The sequence below is a fragment of the Flavobacterium salmonis genome (assembly GCF_903819435.1).
GTDB classification, from domain to species: domain Bacteria; phylum Bacteroidota; class Bacteroidia; order Flavobacteriales; family Flavobacteriaceae; genus Flavobacterium; species Flavobacterium chungangense.
In genome coordinates this window covers 1-19949 of sequence record NZ_CAIJDP010000044.1, presented here as the reverse complement: position 1 = coordinate 19949, position 19949 = coordinate 1, and the positions used below count along the sequence as shown (strand labels likewise).

The following is a 19949-nucleotide window of genomic DNA, read 5'->3' as shown; positions in this document are numbered from 1 at the left end:
TTTTAATTAACTAATTATGGATTCTGTTGTAAGTTTGGGGCGTATTCGAAATAAATTGGGGCAAAAGGCATTTGATAACGGTCACTGTTTGGGGCAAGGGTAAACGTTTGTCCTGCAAAAGCATGCGTAATGGTTTTGGCAAATTCAGGTTCTTTGTTTAATCGTTTCAAATCAAACCATCTAAAACCACCAGATCCCATCAACTCTCTTCTTCTTTCTGCCAACACTTTGATTAAAGCATCTTTATTGTCTGTCGCAGTCATGGCAACATATTGTCCTGCTCTGAATCTTTTTTGTCTTAATTTATTGATTTCAGCCATTGCTAAGTTACCGGAACCAGCTCTTGCCAGACATTCTGCTTTTATCAGCATCATTTCAGGAACAGTTGGTCCTGCATTTCTGCTTTCTCCTGTTAAACCTTCTTTTGCATACGTTCTTCCTAAAGTATATTCAGAATTAAAATTGCTTGATGGTTGTGTAAAAAGCACATAACGCAAATCATTTGTATCAAATGAGTTAATCAATTCATTACTTAATGATAAAATTTGTGGTGCGTAAGAAAAAGAAGTATATCCATTCCATTTTGATAAGATTAATTCTTTATCAAATCTTCTGGTAGGAAAAGCATTAAACTCAAAATCTTCCAGATTATTTAATGTACTTTGAATGGCCAATGCCTTTTCTGCATTTTCTAACGCTAAAGGATAGTTTCGCATGTATAAATAGGTTCTTGCCAAAAGTGCGTAGGCCGCCGCTCTGGAAGGAAATGCTACATTGTTTCCTGTATTAATTGGTTTTAAACCTGAATTTACAGCATCGTTTAAATCACTAAGAATAATATCATACGCATTTTGAACGGAAGTTCTTTTTATGTCGTCTGAAACGGTTGCTGTTGTAAAGAGTACAATTCCGGGATCTGTTGCTGATGTTGCAGCATCATAAGCTTTTCCGAAAGTATTTACCAGGGTTAGAAATATAAATGCACGGTGTACTTGTGCTTCACCTTTTATAGCTAATTTTTCGGCTTCTGTTCCATTTGTACTTTTCATTACTTCATTGATCACGATGTTTGCATTATACAAGGCACTATACATGTTCTCCATATTGTAATCTCTTTCACCATCAAAATACAGAACATCTGACCATTTATAAAAATTCGTAAATGGACGATAATAATCAGAAGCGCCCAATGCAGTGGTCTGAGCCTCATTTTGAAAACTAATATCATCTGAGGTTACATCTACAGCACCATAGGTTATATCAAATGCATATGAATTGTTCAAAAGATACCTGTAGTTTTCTGTTTCTTCCGGTATTAATCTTCCTTCGGTTTTGATATCGACATAATTGTCACAGCTTAAAACAATTGTTCCTAAAGCTATTATCGTGATGTATTTTAAATACTTTTTCATCTTTAAAAAATTAAAAATTAACATTTAAACCAATTGAATACATTGCCATTGCCGGCAATTTCATGTTAGTACCTGTATATGGTAAAAAGTCAGGATCTAAACCGTCTTTGTTTTTTCTCCAGAAGAAACCAAGATTTCTGGCCGTAAATGTTACCGAAGCACCTGTTATAGTTCCTCTGTTAATTAAGCTGTTCAAATCATATTTAAGTGAAAGCTCTCTAAAACGAATATGATCTCCTTCTATAATTTGATCTTCTCCAAACATATACCTCACATAACTTAGCCCGGTTGAACCCTGGATACCTGGTACAGAAGTAGTCGCCTCGTCTCCCGGAGTTCTCCATCTTTGGTCAATATCACTATTTAAATCGTATTGATTAAATCTTCCTTGTCTGTTTACGTAACCTCCATACGTTGGTTTAAATAATACGTAATCAAATTTGTATGTTGCTAAAATGTAAAGTGACACTTTTTTGTAAGTGAAAGTATGATTAAAACTTCCAAAGTAAGAAGGGATGTTTGTACCCATATACTTCATATCAGCAATTTCTTTAAGAGAAGTAAAAGAATTAACGATGTTACCCGATTTATCATAAACCTGAGTTCTTCCAGTTGCGTCTAATCCTGCTGACCTAAAAGCAAATACGCTGTTTAATGGGTAACCTTCAACTGGTGGTGTTGTTCCTGCGCCATTTAGATACTGACTGTAATTTTGAAAGCGGGAATCGGTTACTTCTGAAGTATTGTAAGAAACTACAAGACCTGAATCCCAGGTAAAATCCTTAGCTTTAAGAATGGTTGCGTTTAAACTTAAGTCTACTCCAGTTCCCGATATTGTTGCTGCATTTTGCTTTAAAGCGTTATTTTGAACACCGTAAAATGGAGAAATTGGGAAATCTACGATCAAATCTTTACTATCCTTTTGATAATATTCTATCGTACCGCCTAATCTGTTGTTCAAGATAGAGAAATCTACCCCAAAGTTTAAGATGGCTGTTTTTTCCCAACGTAAATTAGGATTTGCCGGAGCAGTAATAAAAGCATAAGGCTGTTGTGAAAAAGTATCTAAATTACTTAAACTGATATTTGTAAAAGGAAAAACCTCCAAATTGATATTTCCGTTATAACCATAACTTGCTCTTAAAGCCAGACTATTAATCAGGCTTACTTCTTTAAGAAAAGATTCATCTTTAATATTCCACTTTGCACCTGTCGACCACAATGGTGTTCTTCTTAATTTTTTATCTACTCCAAAATTGTTATAGTCGTCTAAACGGGCACTTCCTGTAAGTGTATATTTGTTTTTATAGGTATAACCGGCATTTGCATAGTAAGATAAAAATCTTCTGCGAACATCTTTATGCTCATTACCATATTGAAGGGTATAGTTATAACCATTTACATCAACATAATTTTGTGACGGAATATCTACAGAGGTTTGCGTTTTTGAATTATATCCAAACAATGTTCTGCTGTCTTGAGTTTCTCTCGTTTCTCTGGCCTCAATACCTCCCATTGCGTTAATCAAATGATCCTGACCTATAATGCCATCATAGTTTAATTGCCCTCTCATCGTGTAACTGCTTGTACCAAATTCATTGTTTTGATAAATCCCTCCTTTTGGGATTCCGTACACTAAATCGCCGTTGCCGTTTATAGAGGTTGCCGAGTTGATTCTGTCACGTGTATAAAAGGTATTTTCATTGAACATATTATCATTTGATGAACTTGAATTTTCTACAGAATAGGTACCTACTGCGTCTAAACCTTTTAATAATGGAGCTGTAGCCGAAATTGTAGCACCAAAATTTAATTCATTTGAGGACCTGTCACTATTCTTTAATTCATCAATATAATTGTAAGTCCATGGTAAATATCCAGATTGCTCCAACGGAATAGTTTGTGCGCTATAATAACGACGATAATAATCAACTGAATTCCCATCATCTCCAACAATTTGGTCGTAAGGCAATAAAGTATTCAATGAAGTTCCTAATGGAGAAAGTCCTAATCCATTACTGTTGTAATTGAAGATTGAACCTCTTAAGCTTGTATTCATTTTTAAATAATTGAACAGCTTAAAATCCTGATTCGATAATAAAGTCAAACGTTGTCCGCTGTTTCCTTTTGCCTGAGTTTCTTCTTTAGAATACGATCCCGACATGAAATACGAATAATCGTTTTCTGCACCGCTAACCGATAAATTGTAATTTTGAGTTGTTGAAGCCTGCAGCAAATACTTTTCTGCCTGTCCATAAGTGTTACGATTACGTAAAACATCTAAGCCAGCGTTTCTTTGGGCTTCAGTGATATCACCCCGTTTGTACTGAAACATCAGGTCCATTCCCTGACTAACAGGACTGGTTAGCATGTAGGTTACACTTGCCGGATCTGTAACCAAATTTCTATCTACAAACTCCTGTTCTAAATTTAAAACCTGAGCCGAATTCATCAATGGTAATTTTGATAAAGAAGGCTTGTTCGAAAAACCATAATTTTGAGAAAAATTAATTCTCGTCTGTCCTTGTTTTCCTTTTTTGGTATCAATTACCATTACTCCATTTGCCGCTCTCGCTCCGTAAATAGAAGCTGCAGCAGCATCTTTTAGAAAAGTAATTTTTTCAATATCATTTGGGTTTATTGTTCTGATGTCTAATTCTGTTGGTGTTCCGTCTAATACTACCAATGGCATTGCATTGGTTTCTAATGTAGATTTTCCTCTAATGGCAACATTATAGCTCGATCTTCCCTGACCATCTCCAAATGTGGTTCCGTAGACAAAAGTGTTATCAGAATCTAAAATATTTAATTGCAGACCAGCCACCTGACCTTCTAATCTGTGAAGAACATTATTAACTGGCACTTTTTCTAAATCTTTAGCCGTAAGGGCAACAAAAGATCCCGTAGAACGCTCTCTGTCTAATTTTTGATATCCTGTTGATACGATTTTTACTTCGTCTAGTTTGCTGACATCTTCTAACAAAACAGGATTGATAATCAGGCTTTCTGAAACCGTTACTTCTGTTTTTTTGTATCCTAAATATTCAAAAACAAGAACATCTCCTTTGTGAGCCATAATTTCGTAAGAACCGTCAAAATTGGTAACAGCGCCGTCTTTGGTACCTTTAACCCAAACCGATGCGCCAAATAAATTTTCCTTTTTAGCATTGGTAACAACTCCCTTAATTTTTACTTTTTCTTCTATTACAGAAGCCGTTGTGGTTTTTACTTTTGTATTTAATGCAATAACAATCAATTTGTTATTTACAAATTCTGCTTTATAATTATCTCCTATTAATTCTTTGATAACGGTCATTATATCAGCGTTATCGAATGCTATATCAACTCTTCGCTGCGCATTAAAAACATCATCACTGTAGAAAAATTCGACATTGGTTTTTCTGGTGATTGTTTTTAAAACAGAAGATACTGACTGATTTTTTACCTTTATAGTTACTTTTTGAGAATAGGCAAAAGCAACTATATTGAAAAAAAATATGGATAATAGTAGGGATTTCTTCATGACGTTAAGAAATTTATCCCAAAGCGCGGATTTTATCCCACAATCTTTTGCGGATAGGTTTTTTTTCATACTTTTAAAATGTTTTGGTTGGTTAATTGATTTCGAACTCTTTTTTTCGACTGAACAATACTAGCCGGGAAATGGTGCAAACATTTTCCGGTTTTTTTATTTGCTTACGGTTACTTCATACGTTTGGTTTATTTTGGTTATTTTATATTTAATATTCGATGTTTTACTCACTATATTAAGAAGGTTTTCCAAAGGTTCATCTTTCAAGATAATGCCGGTGAATTTAATCTGCTCTATTGATTTTTGTTCGAATTTCACATTAAAGTCGTACCATCTGGACATTTTGGTCAGAATGTTTTTCAAATTTTCATTCTCAAAATAAAATTTCCCGTCTTTCCATGCCGTATAAACGGACGGATCCACTTCTATAACTTTTAAACCTCTATTTTGAATTCTGGCCTGTTGTCCGGGATTAATAACAACTGATTCATTTTCTGCTGAAACTTTTACTTTTCCTTCTGCAAGTGTGGTTTCAAAATTATGATCTTCCGTGTAAGCGTTTACATTAAAATGCGTTCCCAAAACCGTTACATCTCCGGATTTTGTTTTTACCGTAAACGGGCTGTGGGTATTTTTACTGACTTCAAAATAAGCCTCTCCTTCTAAAGTAACATTGCGGGCATCCCCTCTAAACTCTACTGGATATCTTAAAGATGATTTCGAGTTAAGCCACACTTTTGTTCCGTCTGAAAGGCTCACTGAGTAAATTCCTCCTACAGGAACAATCAACGTATTTTGGCCTGTAGAAACTTTTCCGTTCAGTGCTTTCACATCGTAAACTAAAACATTATTTACATTCGAGATTACACCGTTTTTTGAAACGATTTTTTCTTTTTTAGGTTCTAAAGAAACAACCGTTCCGTCTGCCAAAACTAAAGTTGGATTATTGTATTTTGGTTTAATACTTTTTACGACTACCTCCTGCTTTTTTATTTCATCCTTATTATTCAAGAAAAAGAAAACAGAAGATAATCCCGCTAAAAGAACTAAAACAGCAGCATATTTGAATAATTTTCTATAATTGAAAAGTGAGATTACAGGTGCATCAATAAAGTCGATTTTGTTTTTAATTCTTTTATAAGCTAAATCAGTAGGAACTATGTTATAAAATCTTTCTTTTGATTTTAAAGTTTCCAAATCAATAACTTTTTGATAATATTCCTGATTTTCGGGTACAGAAAGCCATTCCTGCAAAAGGTTATTTTCTTCAATCGATAATTCTCCCACAAGCAATTCCTTTTTAATGAGAGCGGCGATTGTGATTTCTTTCTTTCCTGCAGCCATATTTTTTTGATATTAAGTAGCGGTTATTAACAGTTTAAGTAAATGTTATATAACTAAGAGTACGAAATATCAAAAATGGGTGGAAAGATTTTTGATTTTTTTTAAAGAAAAAGCAAAATAAATAAAAGTTCGGAGTGATTCTTGAGTTTTTCCTTCAATAATTCTATAGCACGGGAGCGCTGAGACTTTACGGTATTAACAGAAATATTAAGCTGTTCGGCAATATCTTTATACTTCATTCCTTCTAAACAGGAAAGTTCAAAAACTTCTTTGCATTTTTCAGGTAACGAATTTAAAGCGTCAATTAAAGTGGAATATAATTCTTCTTCCAGAATATTAAAATCGAAATCTGCCGTTTCATCAGAAAGTTTAGAATCAAGTTCAACAATCTTTTGCTCTTTTTTTAAAATTAAAAGAGAACCATTTCGAACCATGGTATACAAGTAGGATTTGACGTCAATTATTCTTTCAAATTTAACACGGTTTTCCCAAAGCTGCAGCATTACATTTTCAACAACCTCTTCGGCCAGAAAATTGTCTTTTACAAACGTAAAACTGTAGGTCACAAGTCTTGGATACAAAGAATAAAACAGTTCTTTGTAATACGCTTCATCAATTCTGATATTTTCTTGTTCCGAGTTAATTTGCTATCTTAATTTAATTACACAAATATAAATTTTATAACCACAAATCATCATTTTTACCATATAATTATTACCAAACTCCTTAAATCATTGCAAAAAGTAAGAATAAAATGCTTATTTGCTTTTACGGTTTTTATGCTAAAAATCTGCAAAAATAATTTTAGTTTTCTCGATCAGTTTTGAAATAAAATAACAGAATATGCTTTTTGAAAATAAGAAATGCATTAAAAACGTATCAATCTAAGGCTTAAATATGTGTAATCCTGAACTTTTTCTCAGCCTTTGTTTTACAGAATTGAATGCTGAACAGGAGAGTTAAAGATACTGCTGCCACCTATAGAGATTTAGTCATTAATACATTCATGAAAAAAACTACAGCTCCAACTCATGAGGAAATTGTAGAATTAAATCGCTCCATATTCCCTCTGAATCCAAAAAAAAATTAAAAAAAATATTGAAATTAACGCAGGAAAACATGGGGTTTTGGGTTACTGCGCTAATTTTTATTAAAAAAATGAACGTTGTTCAAAAAAAGAACGTATTTTTGTCAAATAAAATTCGATATATGAGCACAGGAGAAAGAAAAGCACGCGAAAAAGAAGCCTTAAAATCGCTAATTCTAAAAGGGGCAAAAAGGCTTTTTATCGAAAAAGGAATTGAGCAGACCACGATTAGAAACATAGCAGACGAGATTGATTATAGTGTAGGGACGGTATATGTGTATTTTAAAGATAAAAATGCCATTTTACACGATTTGCATTCTATAGGTTTTCAGGAATTGGGTGGGTATTTTCAGGAATTGTTTACTATTGAAGACCCAATGGAGCGATTGCGTAAAATGGGATTCATGTATATTAAATTTGCTTTAGAAAATTCTGAAATGTATGATTTAATGTTCAACCTGAAAGCTCCGATGGAATTTTTAGAAAACTCTGATAATGATGATTGGGATGAAGGGGCAATAACGTTTGGCCTGGTTAAAAAAACAATTGAGGAGTGTATCAACAAAGGACATTTTAAAGGTCATAACACTGAACCACTTTCATTTATGGTCTGGAGTCTGGTACATGGCATGTGCTGCCTAGAAATTCGCCAGAGAACCAAAGGAGTAAAATTTACAAATCCGGACACTATCCTATTTGACGGGTATAATGAATATTTAAAAATAATAGAAAAACTTTAATTTTTTTTTGATCAAAAAAATGAACAATGTTCAATTTATAAACAACGTATATTATGATACAAAAAACACTAACATTTACACTAATCTGCCTTGGATATCTGGGATATTCACAAAGTAAGCTCGATGCTTATATTGCAGCAGGATTAAAAAACAACGAAGTAATTAAGCAGCACAACTTTGACATTAATAAAAGTATGTATGCTTTAAAAGAAGCTCATGCCCTATTCTATCCTACTGTTTCTTTAAACGGGAGTTACACTAAGGCACAAGGAGGAAGAACCATTGATATTCCAATAGGAGATATGCTGAATCCGGTATACAGTACGCTGAATCAAATTACAAATTCCAATGCTTTTCCGGCTTTAGAAAATCAGTCCGTTCTAATTAACCCTGATAATTTCTATGACGCTAAAATTCATACTACAATGCCCCTGCTGAATTTTGAGATTATCTATAACAAGAGAATTAAAACCCAACAGGCTTCATTACAAAAAACAGAACTGGAAATATATCAAAGGGAATTGGTAAAGGAAATAAAAATAGCCTACTACAAATACCTGCAGTCTGTTGAAGGGGTCAAAATTTATGAGGATGCCCTGGCACTGGTCAAAGAAAACCAACGGGTTAATCAGTCTTTGTTTAAAAATGACAAAATAAACCGTACAGCTGTTTTAAGAAGCGATAACGAAGTAAAAAGGATACAAGCCAACTTAGAAACGGCAATTCAAAATTCTAAGAATGCACAATCGTATTTCAACTTTTTACTCAATCAAAAATTAGATACTGCTATTGAAACTGACCAAAATGAAACTTTACCTGCTGAAGCAATTTCAGAAAATACACAAAGCAGAGAAGAATTGCAGAAACTTACCACTGTAAAAGAATTAAACGATAATGTAAGCAAACTTACACAGTCGTATTGGTTTCCTAAAGTAAACGGTTTTGCCGATTTTGGAATTCAGGATTTTGATTTTGAGGCAGACAAACAATCTCGTTACTATTTTGCAGGAGTAGGTTTGGAATGGAATATTTTTTCAGGCAACAAAAATAAATTCAAACTGAAACAGGCAGAAGAAGACAGTAAAAAAATCAGTTCTCAGATCGATAATGTAAAACAGCAGTTACTGCTTCAGTTTCAGGTTTCACAAAATAACCTAAAATCAGCATTAGAACAATATTACGCTGATAAAAGCCAAAAAGAATCGGCCAAAAAATATAACGAGGACATTACCAAATTATACAAAGAAGGCCAGGCCATCTACATTGAACTTCTGGATGCACAAAACCAGTGGGTAAATGCCCAGCTTAATACCAATATTGCCCTTTATAATTCCTGGATTGCGTATGCAGAACTGGAAAGAGCCAATGCCACTTTTACTTTTAACTAAATATAAAAAATTATGAAATCAAAGATTATTTCGACTGTTCGCCAAAATGGCACGGGTTACCAAAACCTAAAAAACAATTTTACACTAATGAGTAAAAAAACAATAGTACTATGCCTTCTTGCTTTTCCTCTTTTGTATGCCTGCAAAGAAGAAAAAAAGGAACATACATCTTTCGAAACTGCAGATATCATTCCGATAAAAACAGCAACAGTCCAATCACTGGCACTCACAAATAATATAAGTGCATCAGGATTGGTAACAACAGAAAACCAAGCTAATTATGGTTTTAAAATTGGCGGTATCGTTAGCCGCATTTATGTAGAGGAAGGACAGTTTTTTAAAAAAGGGCAGCTTTTGGCAGCATTGGATGCAACCGAAATTAATGCCGGTTTAAACCAAACAGATCTGAATGTGAAAAAATACGAGCGCGATTACAACCGTGCAAATAATTTATATAAAGACAGCGTATACACCTTAGAACAGCTTCAAAATACAAAAACAAGCCTGGACATTGCCAGAAAGCAGAAAGATGCCGTAGCTTTTAATGCCCGTTATGCCAAAATATATGCTACAGCCAATGGTTTTGTAGCCAGTAAGATAGCCAACGAAGGAGAAGTTATAGGTCCCGGAACTCCAATTCTGGCTATAAATGAAACAAATCAAAACAACAATTACTTATTAAAAGTGGGCCTGACAGATAAAGAGTGGGCATCAGTAAAAATAGGACAAAAAGCAGTTGTTACTCTTGATGGTTATCCCGAAGCGCACTTTGATGCTGCTGTTTTTAGAAAATCACAATCTGCAGATGCGGCCCTGGGCTCTTTTCAGGTAGAATTGAAACTGAATATGAAAAACAGCAAACCGGCGGTAGGTATGTTTGGAAAAGCAGAAATTAAAACAGAAAATGCAGAAGACTTTATCGTTATCCCTTACAATTCCCTTATCGAAGCCGACGGAAATAAAGCCTTTGTATTTATCGTAGTCAATAATAAAGTAAAACGTCAGCCTGTTACGATAACGAAATTTGAAAACAACAAGGTATTCATAAAAGACGGCCTGCAAAAAACAGATCAGATAGTGATCTCTAACAGTGCTTATCTAAACGAACAATCGAAGATCAAAATCATTAAATAATCAGCATTATGAAAATTACAAACTTTGCCGTTAAAAATTATCAGTTTACGCTGATTATCTTTCTTTTGGTTGCTGTAGTAGGAGTTCTTACCTTATTCACGATGCCAAGAGCTGAAGATCCTGCAACGCATCCGCCACAATATCTGATTACGGTTATTTATCCCGGTACAAACCCAAAAGATATGGAGGAACAAGTCGTAAAACCTATTGAAAATAAGATTTACGGATTAGAAAATATAGAAAAAATACTCACGACTGTAGAAGATGGTGTAGCTGCTTTTCAGGTAAAATTCAAATACGGAGTTGATGTTGACAATAAATATCAGGAAATCTCTACCGAAATGAATGCCCTGAAAAACAGTGAACTTCCAAAAGATATTTATCAGATAAAAACAGAGAAAATTTCGTCTTCGGATGTAAAAATCCTTCAGGTAGCATTGGTTTCCGAAAATGCATCCGACAAAAAACTGCGGGATGAAGCGGATGAACTAAAAACAAAAATCGAAAAAATAACCAATCTTAAAGATGTAAAATACGCCGGAATTCCGGAACAGGAAATCCGGGTAGACGTGAATCTGGAAAAAATGGCACAATCAAAAATTCCATTGAATGTGGTAATGGGAAGTTTACAAAGTGAAGCTGCCGATATTCCTGGCGGAAGTATTGATTTGGATACCAAAGTATTTAATGTAAAAACAAGTGGTAAGTTCAAAAATGCAGATGATGTTGCCAATACGGTTGTTTACAACGCTAATGGAAAAATCATCTATATGAAAGATGTGGCCGAAGTAAGCTACAAATCTGAAGTAGTAAACCATATTACAAGAATTAATGGACACCGCTGCGTTTTGGTTACTGCCGGAATGAAGGACAATGTAAATATTAGCGATGTTCAGAAGGAATATTTACCCATAGTAGAGGCATTCTCTAAAGATTTGCCAGCTAACATTAAACTGGTAAAAAACTTTGATCAGGCTGATATGGTATCAAAACGTTTAGGACATTTAGGTTTTGATTTCGGACTCGCCATTCTTCTGGTTGTCATCACATTGGTACCATTAGGTTCAAGGGCATCCCTTATTGTTATGATATCCATTCCTTTATCATTGGCTCTAGGATTAATTGCAATGAATGCTTTAGGGTATTCCTTAAACCAATTGAGTATTGTTGGATTAGTGGTTGCTTTAGGATTATTGGTAGATGATAGTATTGTAGTTGTCGAAAACATTGAGCGCTGGCTGCGTGAAGGCCATACAAAAATGGAAGCCGTTCTGATGGGGACAAAACAAATAGGAATTGCTGTTGTAGGCTGTACAGCAACGCTTGCCATTGCCTTTTTGCCATTAGTTTTTCTTCCTGATATGGCTGGTGAATTCATCCGAAGTTTACCTATGGCGGTTATCACAAGTGTATTGGCGTCTATGATTGTTGCCTTGACACTGGTTCCGTTTTTGGGAAGCCGTTTTTTAAAAACCCACGAACACTCAGGAGGAAATATTTTTCTTCAATATTTGCAAAAGTTCCTTACCAGAGCTTACAGGGATATTATGCCAAAAGCATTAAAATTTCCCAGAACAACTATTGCCATATCCATCGTATTGAGCATTACCGCTTTTGGATTACTGAAAGCAACTGGGTTTAAATTGTTTCCAAATTCAGAAAAACCAATGTTTCTGATCAATATAAAAATGCCGCTTCAGGCCAATATTTCGGAAAGTGACAGGGTTACAAAAATTGTTGAAGCAGAATTGAAAAACCACAAAGAAATTGTGTATTACACTTCAAATGTGGGGAAAGGAAATCCGCAGATTTATTACAACGTGCATCCGCAGGACAGAAAATCTGATTTTGCCCAGCTCTTTGTTCAGTTAGAAGATGAAGCCTCTCCTACTGCAAAAACGGCTTTAATTGAAAAATTACGTGACACCTTTAAAACAATGCCTTATGCTAAAGTGGAGGTAAAAGATTTTGAACAGGGAACACCATTAGAAGCCAATATTGTTGTGCGCTTGTTTGGTGAAGATCAGGAAGTTTTGCGCAGACTGTCTTCGCAGGTAGAAACTATTTTGCGAAACCAAAAAGGGACGGTTTACATCAACAACGAGTTAAACACCTATAAAACCGATGTCAAAGTAAAAATCAATAAAGAAAAAGCAAGAACCCTGGGCGTACTGACAAGTGAGGTCGATAAAGTAATCCGTCTTGCTGTTGCAGGACTAACGGTTGGGGATTACATTGATGACCGTGGAGATGCAAGAAATGTAACCATTACACTCCCAAGGGATAAGTTTTCTAAACTGGATGCGTTAAAAAATCTGTATGTAAATAATACCCAGGGAACTCCAATTGCCCTTAATCAGATTGCAGCAATAACTTTTGAAACGGCGCCAACAGCTATTAATCACTTTAACAAATCACGTTTTTCAAAAGTTTCGGCTATGTCTGCAAAAGGTTTTTATGCCAATGATTTATTAGTAGATATTATTCCGAAACTGGACAAACTAAAAATGCCAAAAGGATATTATTACAAACTATCCGGAGAAAAAGAATCAGAAGGTGATGCTTTGGGGGGCAATTTCCTTTCGGTAATTATATTGAGTACGTTTTTATTCATTGCTGTTTTATTACTGCAGTTTAAAACCTTTAAAGGAATCATTATCGTACTGTCGATCATTCCGTTAGGAGTTCTTGGAGGTGTATTGTTTTTATTGGCAACAGGAAATCCAATGTCGCTGGTTTCAATTATCGGTTTCATTGGATTGTCCGGCATTCAGGTAAAAAATTCCCTTCTTCTGGTAGATTTTACCAATCAATTACGACTGGAAGGACATTCAATTGATGAAGCTATTGCTATTGCCGGCGAAACACGTTTCCTACCAGTAGTATTGACATCCATTACCGCAATCTGTGGTTTGATTCCGCTGGCATTAAACCCCAATCCCCAAATATCACCATTGGCAATTGTATTGATTGGCGGATTGATAAGCTCTACCATTCTTTCAAGAATTGTGACACCTGTGATGTATAAATTGATTCCACCAAGTATAGAAAATAATTAAGAACTATTAAATATTGATAAGATGAAAAAAACAATTTTAATAACAGGGGCATCATCGGGTTTTGGTTTGATGCTAGCAAACAAATTACACCAACAAGGATATAATGTAATTGGCACAAGTAGAAATTCAGAAAAACTACAAAGCACAGTCCTTTTTAAGGTCTTGGCTTTGGATATTGCTGACGAAAAATCCATAAAAGAGTTTACAAAGCAAGTTTTTGAAACAGTCAATCAATTAGACATTTTAGTAAACTGTGCAGGATATATGCTCACAGGAATTGCAGAAGAAACATCTACAGATATAGCCAAGCAACAGTTTGAAACCAATTTTTGGGGAACAGTTAATGTAACAAACGCATTGCTCCCTTATTTTAGAAAACAAAAAAGTGGGCAAATTATTACCGTTAGCTCAATTATGGGCTTGATTGGTTTACCTAATAAATCCATTTATTCTGCTTCAAAGCACGCATTGGAAGGTTTCTTCAAATCATTACGTTTTGAGTTAAGTCAATTCAATATCAAAGTAAATATGGTTCAACCTATGTGGGCAAAAACAAATCTTGGCTCTAATATGATTTCGGCTAATGGAAACATAGCAGAGTACAAGGAATATAAGGAACAAGTAAATAAGTATATCAAAAACAGTATGGCAGAAGGAGATGACCCATCTATAATAGTAAACGCAATTATAAAAATCATAAATGCAAAAAATCCAAAATTCCGAAACCTTGTCGGAAAAATGGCAGGAATGATTTTATTCCTTAATAATTTTGCCTATTCCAAGTTTGAGGAAGCAATACATAAAAGTGTAAAAACAGCAAAATAAAAAAATATGAAAAAGTATCAAATACTGTTTTCGCTACTTGTTAGCATAATAACAACGTCTATTGCTCAAACAAATAATCAAAATAATAATTCACTAAAACTAGAATTATGAACTTCAAAAATGTAAAAACACAATCCATAAATGTTGGAGGAACAGATTTCTATTATCGCAAACTTGGCGAAGATAAACCAGGCTTACCAATAATTTTTCTAAATCACTTAACCGCTACAATGGATGATTGTGACCCAAAAATTATGGAAGGCTTCGCTTCCGAACATCCAATCATTTGCTTTGATAATCGAGGCATAGGTTCTACAGGAGGAGTAACTCCAAAAAACGTTGCAGAAATGGCTACAGATGCAATAGCTTTTATAAAAGCGCTCGGTTATCAAAAAGTTGACCTTTTCGGGTTTTCATTAGGCGGTTTCATCTCACAGGAAATTTTACTTCGTGAGCCACAACTTGTACGCAAAGTAATTCTTGCTGGTACTGGACCTGCTGGTGGTGCTGGTATTAGCAAAATGACACCCGTAGTTATCAAAGATGTAATCAAAGGGAGTTTTACCTTCAGAAATCCAAAATTCTATTTGTTCTTTAATAGAAATGCCAATGGACATAAAGCAGCAAAAAGCTATCTTAAAAGGCTAAAAGAAAGAAAAGAAAATAGAGGCGAGAAATTGAAAATGAAACACTTGACACATCAGCTTGATGCAATAAAAGCTTGGGGATTGCAAGCACATCAAGACTTATCAGTAATTACACAACCTGTCTTAATTGTAAACGGTGACAACGATAAAATGGTTCCTGTCAGTAATTCATACGAATTAAAAAATCGCATAAAAAATTCACAGATAATTATTTACAAGGATGCAGGTCACGGTTCAATATTCCAAAACCACGAAGATTTTGTAAAAAAAGCATTAGAATTTTTAGCTAAATAAATAAAAATGGAAAATAAAAGACTTCAATTACTTCAAAGTTTTATTGGTAAACCATTTTCAGGAAGTCCGTCCCCATTTGCCAAATGGCTAAATGGGATGGTAGTTTCTGTAAACGATAAATCAATAGAATTTAAGTTTATAGTTAGAAAAGAAATGACCAATCCTGTTGGGATGCTTCACGGAGGAGTAATTTCAAGCATGATTGATGACTGCATTGGGATTAATTTTATGATACTTGGTTTAGAGAACTTCTATCCTACCATTAATTTAAATGTCGATTTTTTTAATCCTGCTTTTGAAAATGACAGTGTTTTGGTTAAAACAGAATTAATCAAATTAGGAAAAACAATTATTCATTTCAATGCGGTAGTTACAAATCAAAACAATAGCAAACTTGTTGCTAAAGCAAGTTCTAATCTGGCGGTTAGTTCCACTAAAATACCCTTTTAAAATTCCGATCAAATTTTTAATAGAAAATGTGTGATTACACTTTACAATTAAGACTTAACTTAATACTCTTTTTTTATTTAAATATCTAAATACTGTTTTGTAAGTTGATATGGTTAGTAAAAACGTTTCATTATTACCCACTTTTGTATCATAATTAAGAACAAGAATAGCGTGAGATTTGTATCAGTATTAAAACAAAAAGTATAATATAATGAAAAAAACAATTTTTATAACAGGTGCATCCCGTGGATTTGGAAAAATCTGGACTGAAGCTTTTCTTAAACGTGGCGATAATGTTGTAGCAACAGTAAGAAATACAGAATCATTAAACGATCTGGCATCAGAATATCAGGATAATTTATTGGTTTTACAATTAGATGTAACCGATAAAAAAGCATCCTTTGAAGCAGTTTCAAAAGCAAAGAGCCATTTTGGGGCAATTGATGTATTGATTAATAATGCAGGATACGGACATTTTGGTGCCGTTGAAGAATTAGAAGAACAGGAAATCCGTGCACAGTTTGAGACCAATGTATTTGGATTAATTTGGCTTACACAGGCAGTTATTCCTGTTATGCGCGAACAAAAATCGGGTCATATCATTCAGCTTTCGAGCGTTTTAGGTGTTATTGCATTGCCTACTTTAGGGATTTACAGTGCTTCTAAATTTGCTGTTGAAGGGTTAACTGAGTCTTTGGCCGCAGAAGTTGCCGGATTCGGAATCAAAGTCACACTTGTAGAACCAAATGGTTATGAAACTGATTTTGGTGCCTCTTCTGCTGTACAAAGCAAGCCTTTACCACTTTATGATGCTGTAAGATCTGCACTTCAGGAAGGAAACAAAGAAGAAGATTATGGCATACCGGCAGCGACTTCAGAAGCTGTTTTAAAACTGACAGATGCAGAAAATCCTCCGTTACGATTGCTTTTAGGAAAAGCCGGTGTACAATGGGCTAAATACGCTTATGGTGAACGTTTGAAAACCTGGGAAGAATGGCAGGACGTATCTGAAGCAGCACATGGAAAATAAAGTTTAGATTTGCAGAATCCGATTCGTCGGGTTCTGTTTTTTCTTTTTAAAATTAAATCGATGAATCATTTCGATAAAATAAGCAGTTACAATCAGGCTATCGGACTTAAAGCTCCTGAACATCCGTTGTTTTATGTTGCCCGGGGCAATAAAGAATCTTGTAATGTTGCCAAGGAAACTGAATTTACAGCTGATTTTTACATCATCATCTTCAAAAAGGTCGAATCGGGAAGCATGCAATACGGAAGAACCAAATACGATCATAACCACGGAAAAATGTCTTTCATTAAGCCGAGACAGATTACCGGATGCAAAAACATTCGTTTAGAAGAAGACTGTTTTACAATTCTTATTCACGAAGATTTTTTATCCGGAACTGCTTTGCATAACGAAATAAAGAAATACGCCTATTTTGAATACGAAGTAAATGAAGCACTGTACCTTTCTCCCAGTGAAGAAGAAACAATTTGGAACCTGGTGTACGGGATGGAAAAAGAATACCATAATAACGTTGATACTTACAGTAAAAGCATTATTCTTAGTCACCTTGATACAATGCTTAAATATGCGCAGCGCTTTTACAAACGACAGTTTATCAATCGGGAAGAATTATCCGGAGCGACATTTACTAAGTTTAATGATATGCTTTCTTTATATTTTGAAAATAGAAAAAATAATGATTTAGGACTTCCTACTGTTAGTCATTTAGCAGAAAAACTGAATGTCTCCCCACGTTATCTGAGTGATATGCTGAAACAGGAAACCGGAAAAACGGCTTTAGAACTTATTCATCTCTTTTTGATTTCAGAAGCTAAAAATTTATTGAAAGAAGGAAAGATGAATATTTCCGAAATTTCTGTTTCTCTTGGGTTCGAAAATCCTACTTATTTTTCCCGTCTGTTTAAAAAAGAAGTAGGTGTTACTCCAAATAAATTCAAAGATCATTTCTTAAATTAAAGAGAAGTCCAAATCCAATATTATTACATACTAAAACTCTGTTGAAAATTGAGGTTTTTACCATCACTGGAATGCACTTTTCTATTACTAGTTCAGTAACTGGTATTAGTGCAGATGAATTAATGCTTTTTTATATCTTTGTGTTGACTTAATTACTTTATCAAACCAATGCACAACAACCTTTTCGATTACATTAGTCAATATACTAATTTGTCCCTTACAAGTGAAGAACAGGCCTTGGTTATAGATGCTTTTCAACCAAAAAAGATTAGAAAAAAACAATATTTTTTACAGTCAGGCGATGTTTGCAAATACTCTGGTTTTATTGTAAAAGGAGCAATGCGACAATATAGTGTGGATGATAAAGGTATCGAACACATTGTACATCTATATATCGAAAATTATTGGGCAAATGACCGCGAAAGTTTTACAATGCTTACACCTTCAAAATATAATATTGATGCCTGGGAAGATACAGATTTGCTTCTTATTACAAGAGCCGATATGCTCAGCTTGATGGAAAAAGTACCAGCGTTGGTAGAAATGGTAAGATTAATGGATGAAAGAAATGCCATTGTCAGCCAACGAAGATTAGACTCTGCTTTGAGTAATACTGCTGAAAAACGTTATGAAGAATTTGTTCATAGTCATCCGCAATTTCTCCAACGATTTCCCCAACATCTTATCGCTTCTTCTTTAGGAATTACGAAAGAAACATTAAGCAGAATCAGAAAACAAGGTCCAAAATAGTTTATCATTTTAAGAATATATATTTTAAACCGTTGACAAATGTCAACGGTTTTTTTTATCATATCTCATTGTTTTAAGGCATTCCTTTGATACAACTTTGCCATATCAAAATCAATAAAAAATTATAAAAATAAAACAATGAGCGATTTATCAAAAATGTCTAAAACAGTAGTTTTTCACGAAGCTGGAACTCCGGAAGTATTGAAAGTTGAACAAGTAGAAGTGTCTTATCCCGGATCTCAGGAAGTAAGAATTCAGGTTAAATCAATTGGAATTAATAGAGCTGATGCTATGTACCGCCAGGGAATGTATATAGAGAATCCTGTTTTTCCTGCCCAGTTAGGATATGAAGCAGCAGGAATTGTTGAAGCAATAGGTTCGGATGTTTCTAATTTAGCAGTGGGTGATGTTGTAAATGTTATACCAGGATTTTCATTACACAACTATTCTTCTTATGGTGAATATATTACAATGCCAGCCTATGCGGTGCATAAATATCCAACCAATTTATCTTATGATGAGGCCGCAGCCTTATGGACAAGTTACTCGACCATGTATGGTATGATAGTAAATTCCGGAAAATTAAAAGCAGGTGAATTTGTTGTTATCAATGCTGCATCAAGTAGTGCAGGACTTGCTGCGATTCAAATAACAAATTATGTTGGCGGAATTTCAATAGCCTTAACCACATCATTAAATAAAAAAGAAGCATTATTAAAAGCTGGAGCTTCTCATGTGATTGTAACATCTGAGGAAAACATAGCAACTGAAGTTTTAAAAATTACTAATAATGTAGGTGCCCATTTAATTTTAGATCCAGTTATAGGAGCTAAATTTAGTAATCTTTTAAGCTCAGTTGCCGAAAACGGAAAAGTATTTGTTTATGGAGCATTGAGCCACGAACCAGCAAGTTTCCCTGCATTTGATGTTCTTATGAAAACGCCAACCATTCGAGGATATTCTGCAATTGAAGTTTTAGGTAATAGGGATGTTTTAACAGAAGCTATTGCTTTTATTGACAAAGGTGTAACCGAAGGAAAATTAAAACCAATTATTGATAAAGTTTTTAACTTAAATGAAATTGTTGACTCTCATAACTATTTAGAGTCTAACCAGCAATTTGGTAAAATTGTGGTGAATATATAATTTGATTATTGTTTACATACACCTTTTAGCCACTCTCAAAAACCGTTGACATTTATAAGGGCACTGAAAAACATCCCTTATTTTGATCAGGTTTATTTTTTGGACAATAAAAAACCGCTTATAACAGGACTTTAAAAAATCCGCTATAAGCGTT

At 34.4% G+C, this 19949-nt stretch carries 15 protein-coding genes; 11 read left to right on the top strand and 4 right to left on the bottom strand.

What is annotated here, in order from left to right:
* Positions 1–14: 14 nt before the first annotated feature.
* The 4 genes from FLACHUCJ7_RS00355 to FLACHUCJ7_RS00340 all read right to left on the bottom strand — a co-directional run bounded on the left by FLACHUCJ7_RS00355 (position 15) and on the right by FLACHUCJ7_RS00340 (position 6881).
* Positions 15–1412 (bottom strand): RagB/SusD family nutrient uptake outer membrane protein, encoded by a 1398-nt coding sequence (locus FLACHUCJ7_RS00355; protein WP_180907479.1) that lies wholly within the window; start codon positions 1410–1412, stop codon positions 15–17.
* A 10-nt stretch (positions 1413–1422) separates the two neighbouring features.
* A complete protein-coding gene (locus tag FLACHUCJ7_RS00350; RefSeq protein WP_180907478.1) occupies positions 1423–5004 on the bottom strand; it encodes a SusC/RagA family TonB-linked outer membrane protein in 3582 nt (1193 codons plus the stop codon).
* A 96-nt stretch (positions 5005–5100) separates the two neighbouring features.
* Positions 5101–6288 (bottom strand): FecR family protein, encoded by a 1188-nt coding sequence (locus FLACHUCJ7_RS00345; protein ID WP_078227610.1) that lies wholly within the window; start codon positions 6286–6288, stop codon positions 5101–5103.
* 101 nt (positions 6289–6389) lie between these two features.
* Positions 6390–6881 carry an RNA polymerase sigma-70 factor gene (locus FLACHUCJ7_RS00340; RefSeq protein WP_262891009.1) on the bottom strand — a complete coding sequence of 164 codons (492 nt, stop codon included), beginning with the start codon at positions 6879–6881 and terminating at the stop codon, positions 6390–6392.
* A 616-nt stretch (positions 6882–7497) separates the two neighbouring features.
* Here FLACHUCJ7_RS00340 and FLACHUCJ7_RS00335 point away from each other — a divergent pair.
* From FLACHUCJ7_RS00335 to FLACHUCJ7_RS00285, 11 genes are all read left to right on the top strand, one after another.
* A complete protein-coding gene (locus FLACHUCJ7_RS00335; protein WP_078227990.1) occupies positions 7498–8115 on the top strand; it encodes a TetR/AcrR family transcriptional regulator in 618 nt (205 codons plus the stop codon).
* 53 nt (positions 8116–8168) lie between these two features.
* Entirely contained in the window at positions 8169–9503 is a 1335-nt protein-coding gene (locus tag FLACHUCJ7_RS00330; RefSeq protein WP_230408767.1) for a TolC family protein, read from the top strand.
* A 12-nt stretch (positions 9504–9515) separates the two neighbouring features.
* A complete protein-coding gene (locus FLACHUCJ7_RS00325) occupies positions 9516–10637 on the top strand; it encodes an efflux RND transporter periplasmic adaptor subunit (protein WP_230408766.1) in 1122 nt (373 codons plus the stop codon).
* A gap of 8 nt (positions 10638–10645) precedes the next feature.
* A complete protein-coding gene (locus FLACHUCJ7_RS00320; RefSeq protein ID WP_180907476.1) occupies positions 10646–13696 on the top strand; it encodes an efflux RND transporter permease subunit in 3051 nt (1016 codons plus the stop codon).
* A 21-nt stretch (positions 13697–13717) separates the two neighbouring features.
* On the top strand, positions 13718–14521 hold the full coding sequence (locus FLACHUCJ7_RS00315; RefSeq protein ID WP_180907475.1) for an SDR family oxidoreductase: 804 nt from the start codon (positions 13718–13720) through the stop codon (positions 14519–14521).
* Positions 14522–14628: 107 nt separating this feature from the next.
* Entirely contained in the window at positions 14629–15462 is an 834-nt protein-coding gene (locus tag FLACHUCJ7_RS00310) for an alpha/beta fold hydrolase (protein WP_180907474.1), read from the top strand.
* Positions 15463–15468: 6 nt separating this feature from the next.
* Positions 15469–15912 carry a PaaI family thioesterase gene (locus tag FLACHUCJ7_RS00305; protein ID WP_180907473.1) on the top strand — a complete coding sequence of 148 codons (444 nt, stop codon included), beginning with the start codon at positions 15469–15471 and terminating at the stop codon, positions 15910–15912.
* Between the two features lie 211 nt (positions 15913–16123).
* Positions 16124–16942 (top strand): SDR family NAD(P)-dependent oxidoreductase, encoded by an 819-nt coding sequence (locus FLACHUCJ7_RS00300; protein WP_180907472.1) that lies wholly within the window; start codon positions 16124–16126, stop codon positions 16940–16942.
* Positions 16943–17002: 60 nt separating this feature from the next.
* Positions 17003–17899, top strand: coding sequence for a helix-turn-helix domain-containing protein (locus tag FLACHUCJ7_RS00295; RefSeq protein WP_180907471.1), 897 nt, complete (start codon positions 17003–17005; stop codon positions 17897–17899).
* A 168-nt stretch (positions 17900–18067) separates the two neighbouring features.
* Entirely contained in the window at positions 18068–18649 is a 582-nt protein-coding gene (locus FLACHUCJ7_RS00290) for a Crp/Fnr family transcriptional regulator (protein ID WP_180907470.1), read from the top strand.
* 138 nt (positions 18650–18787) lie between these two features.
* Positions 18788–19795, top strand: a complete 1008-nt coding sequence (locus tag FLACHUCJ7_RS00285; protein ID WP_078227601.1) for a zinc-dependent alcohol dehydrogenase family protein — start codon at positions 18788–18790, stop codon at positions 19793–19795.
* Positions 19796–19949: the final 154 nt, after the last annotated feature.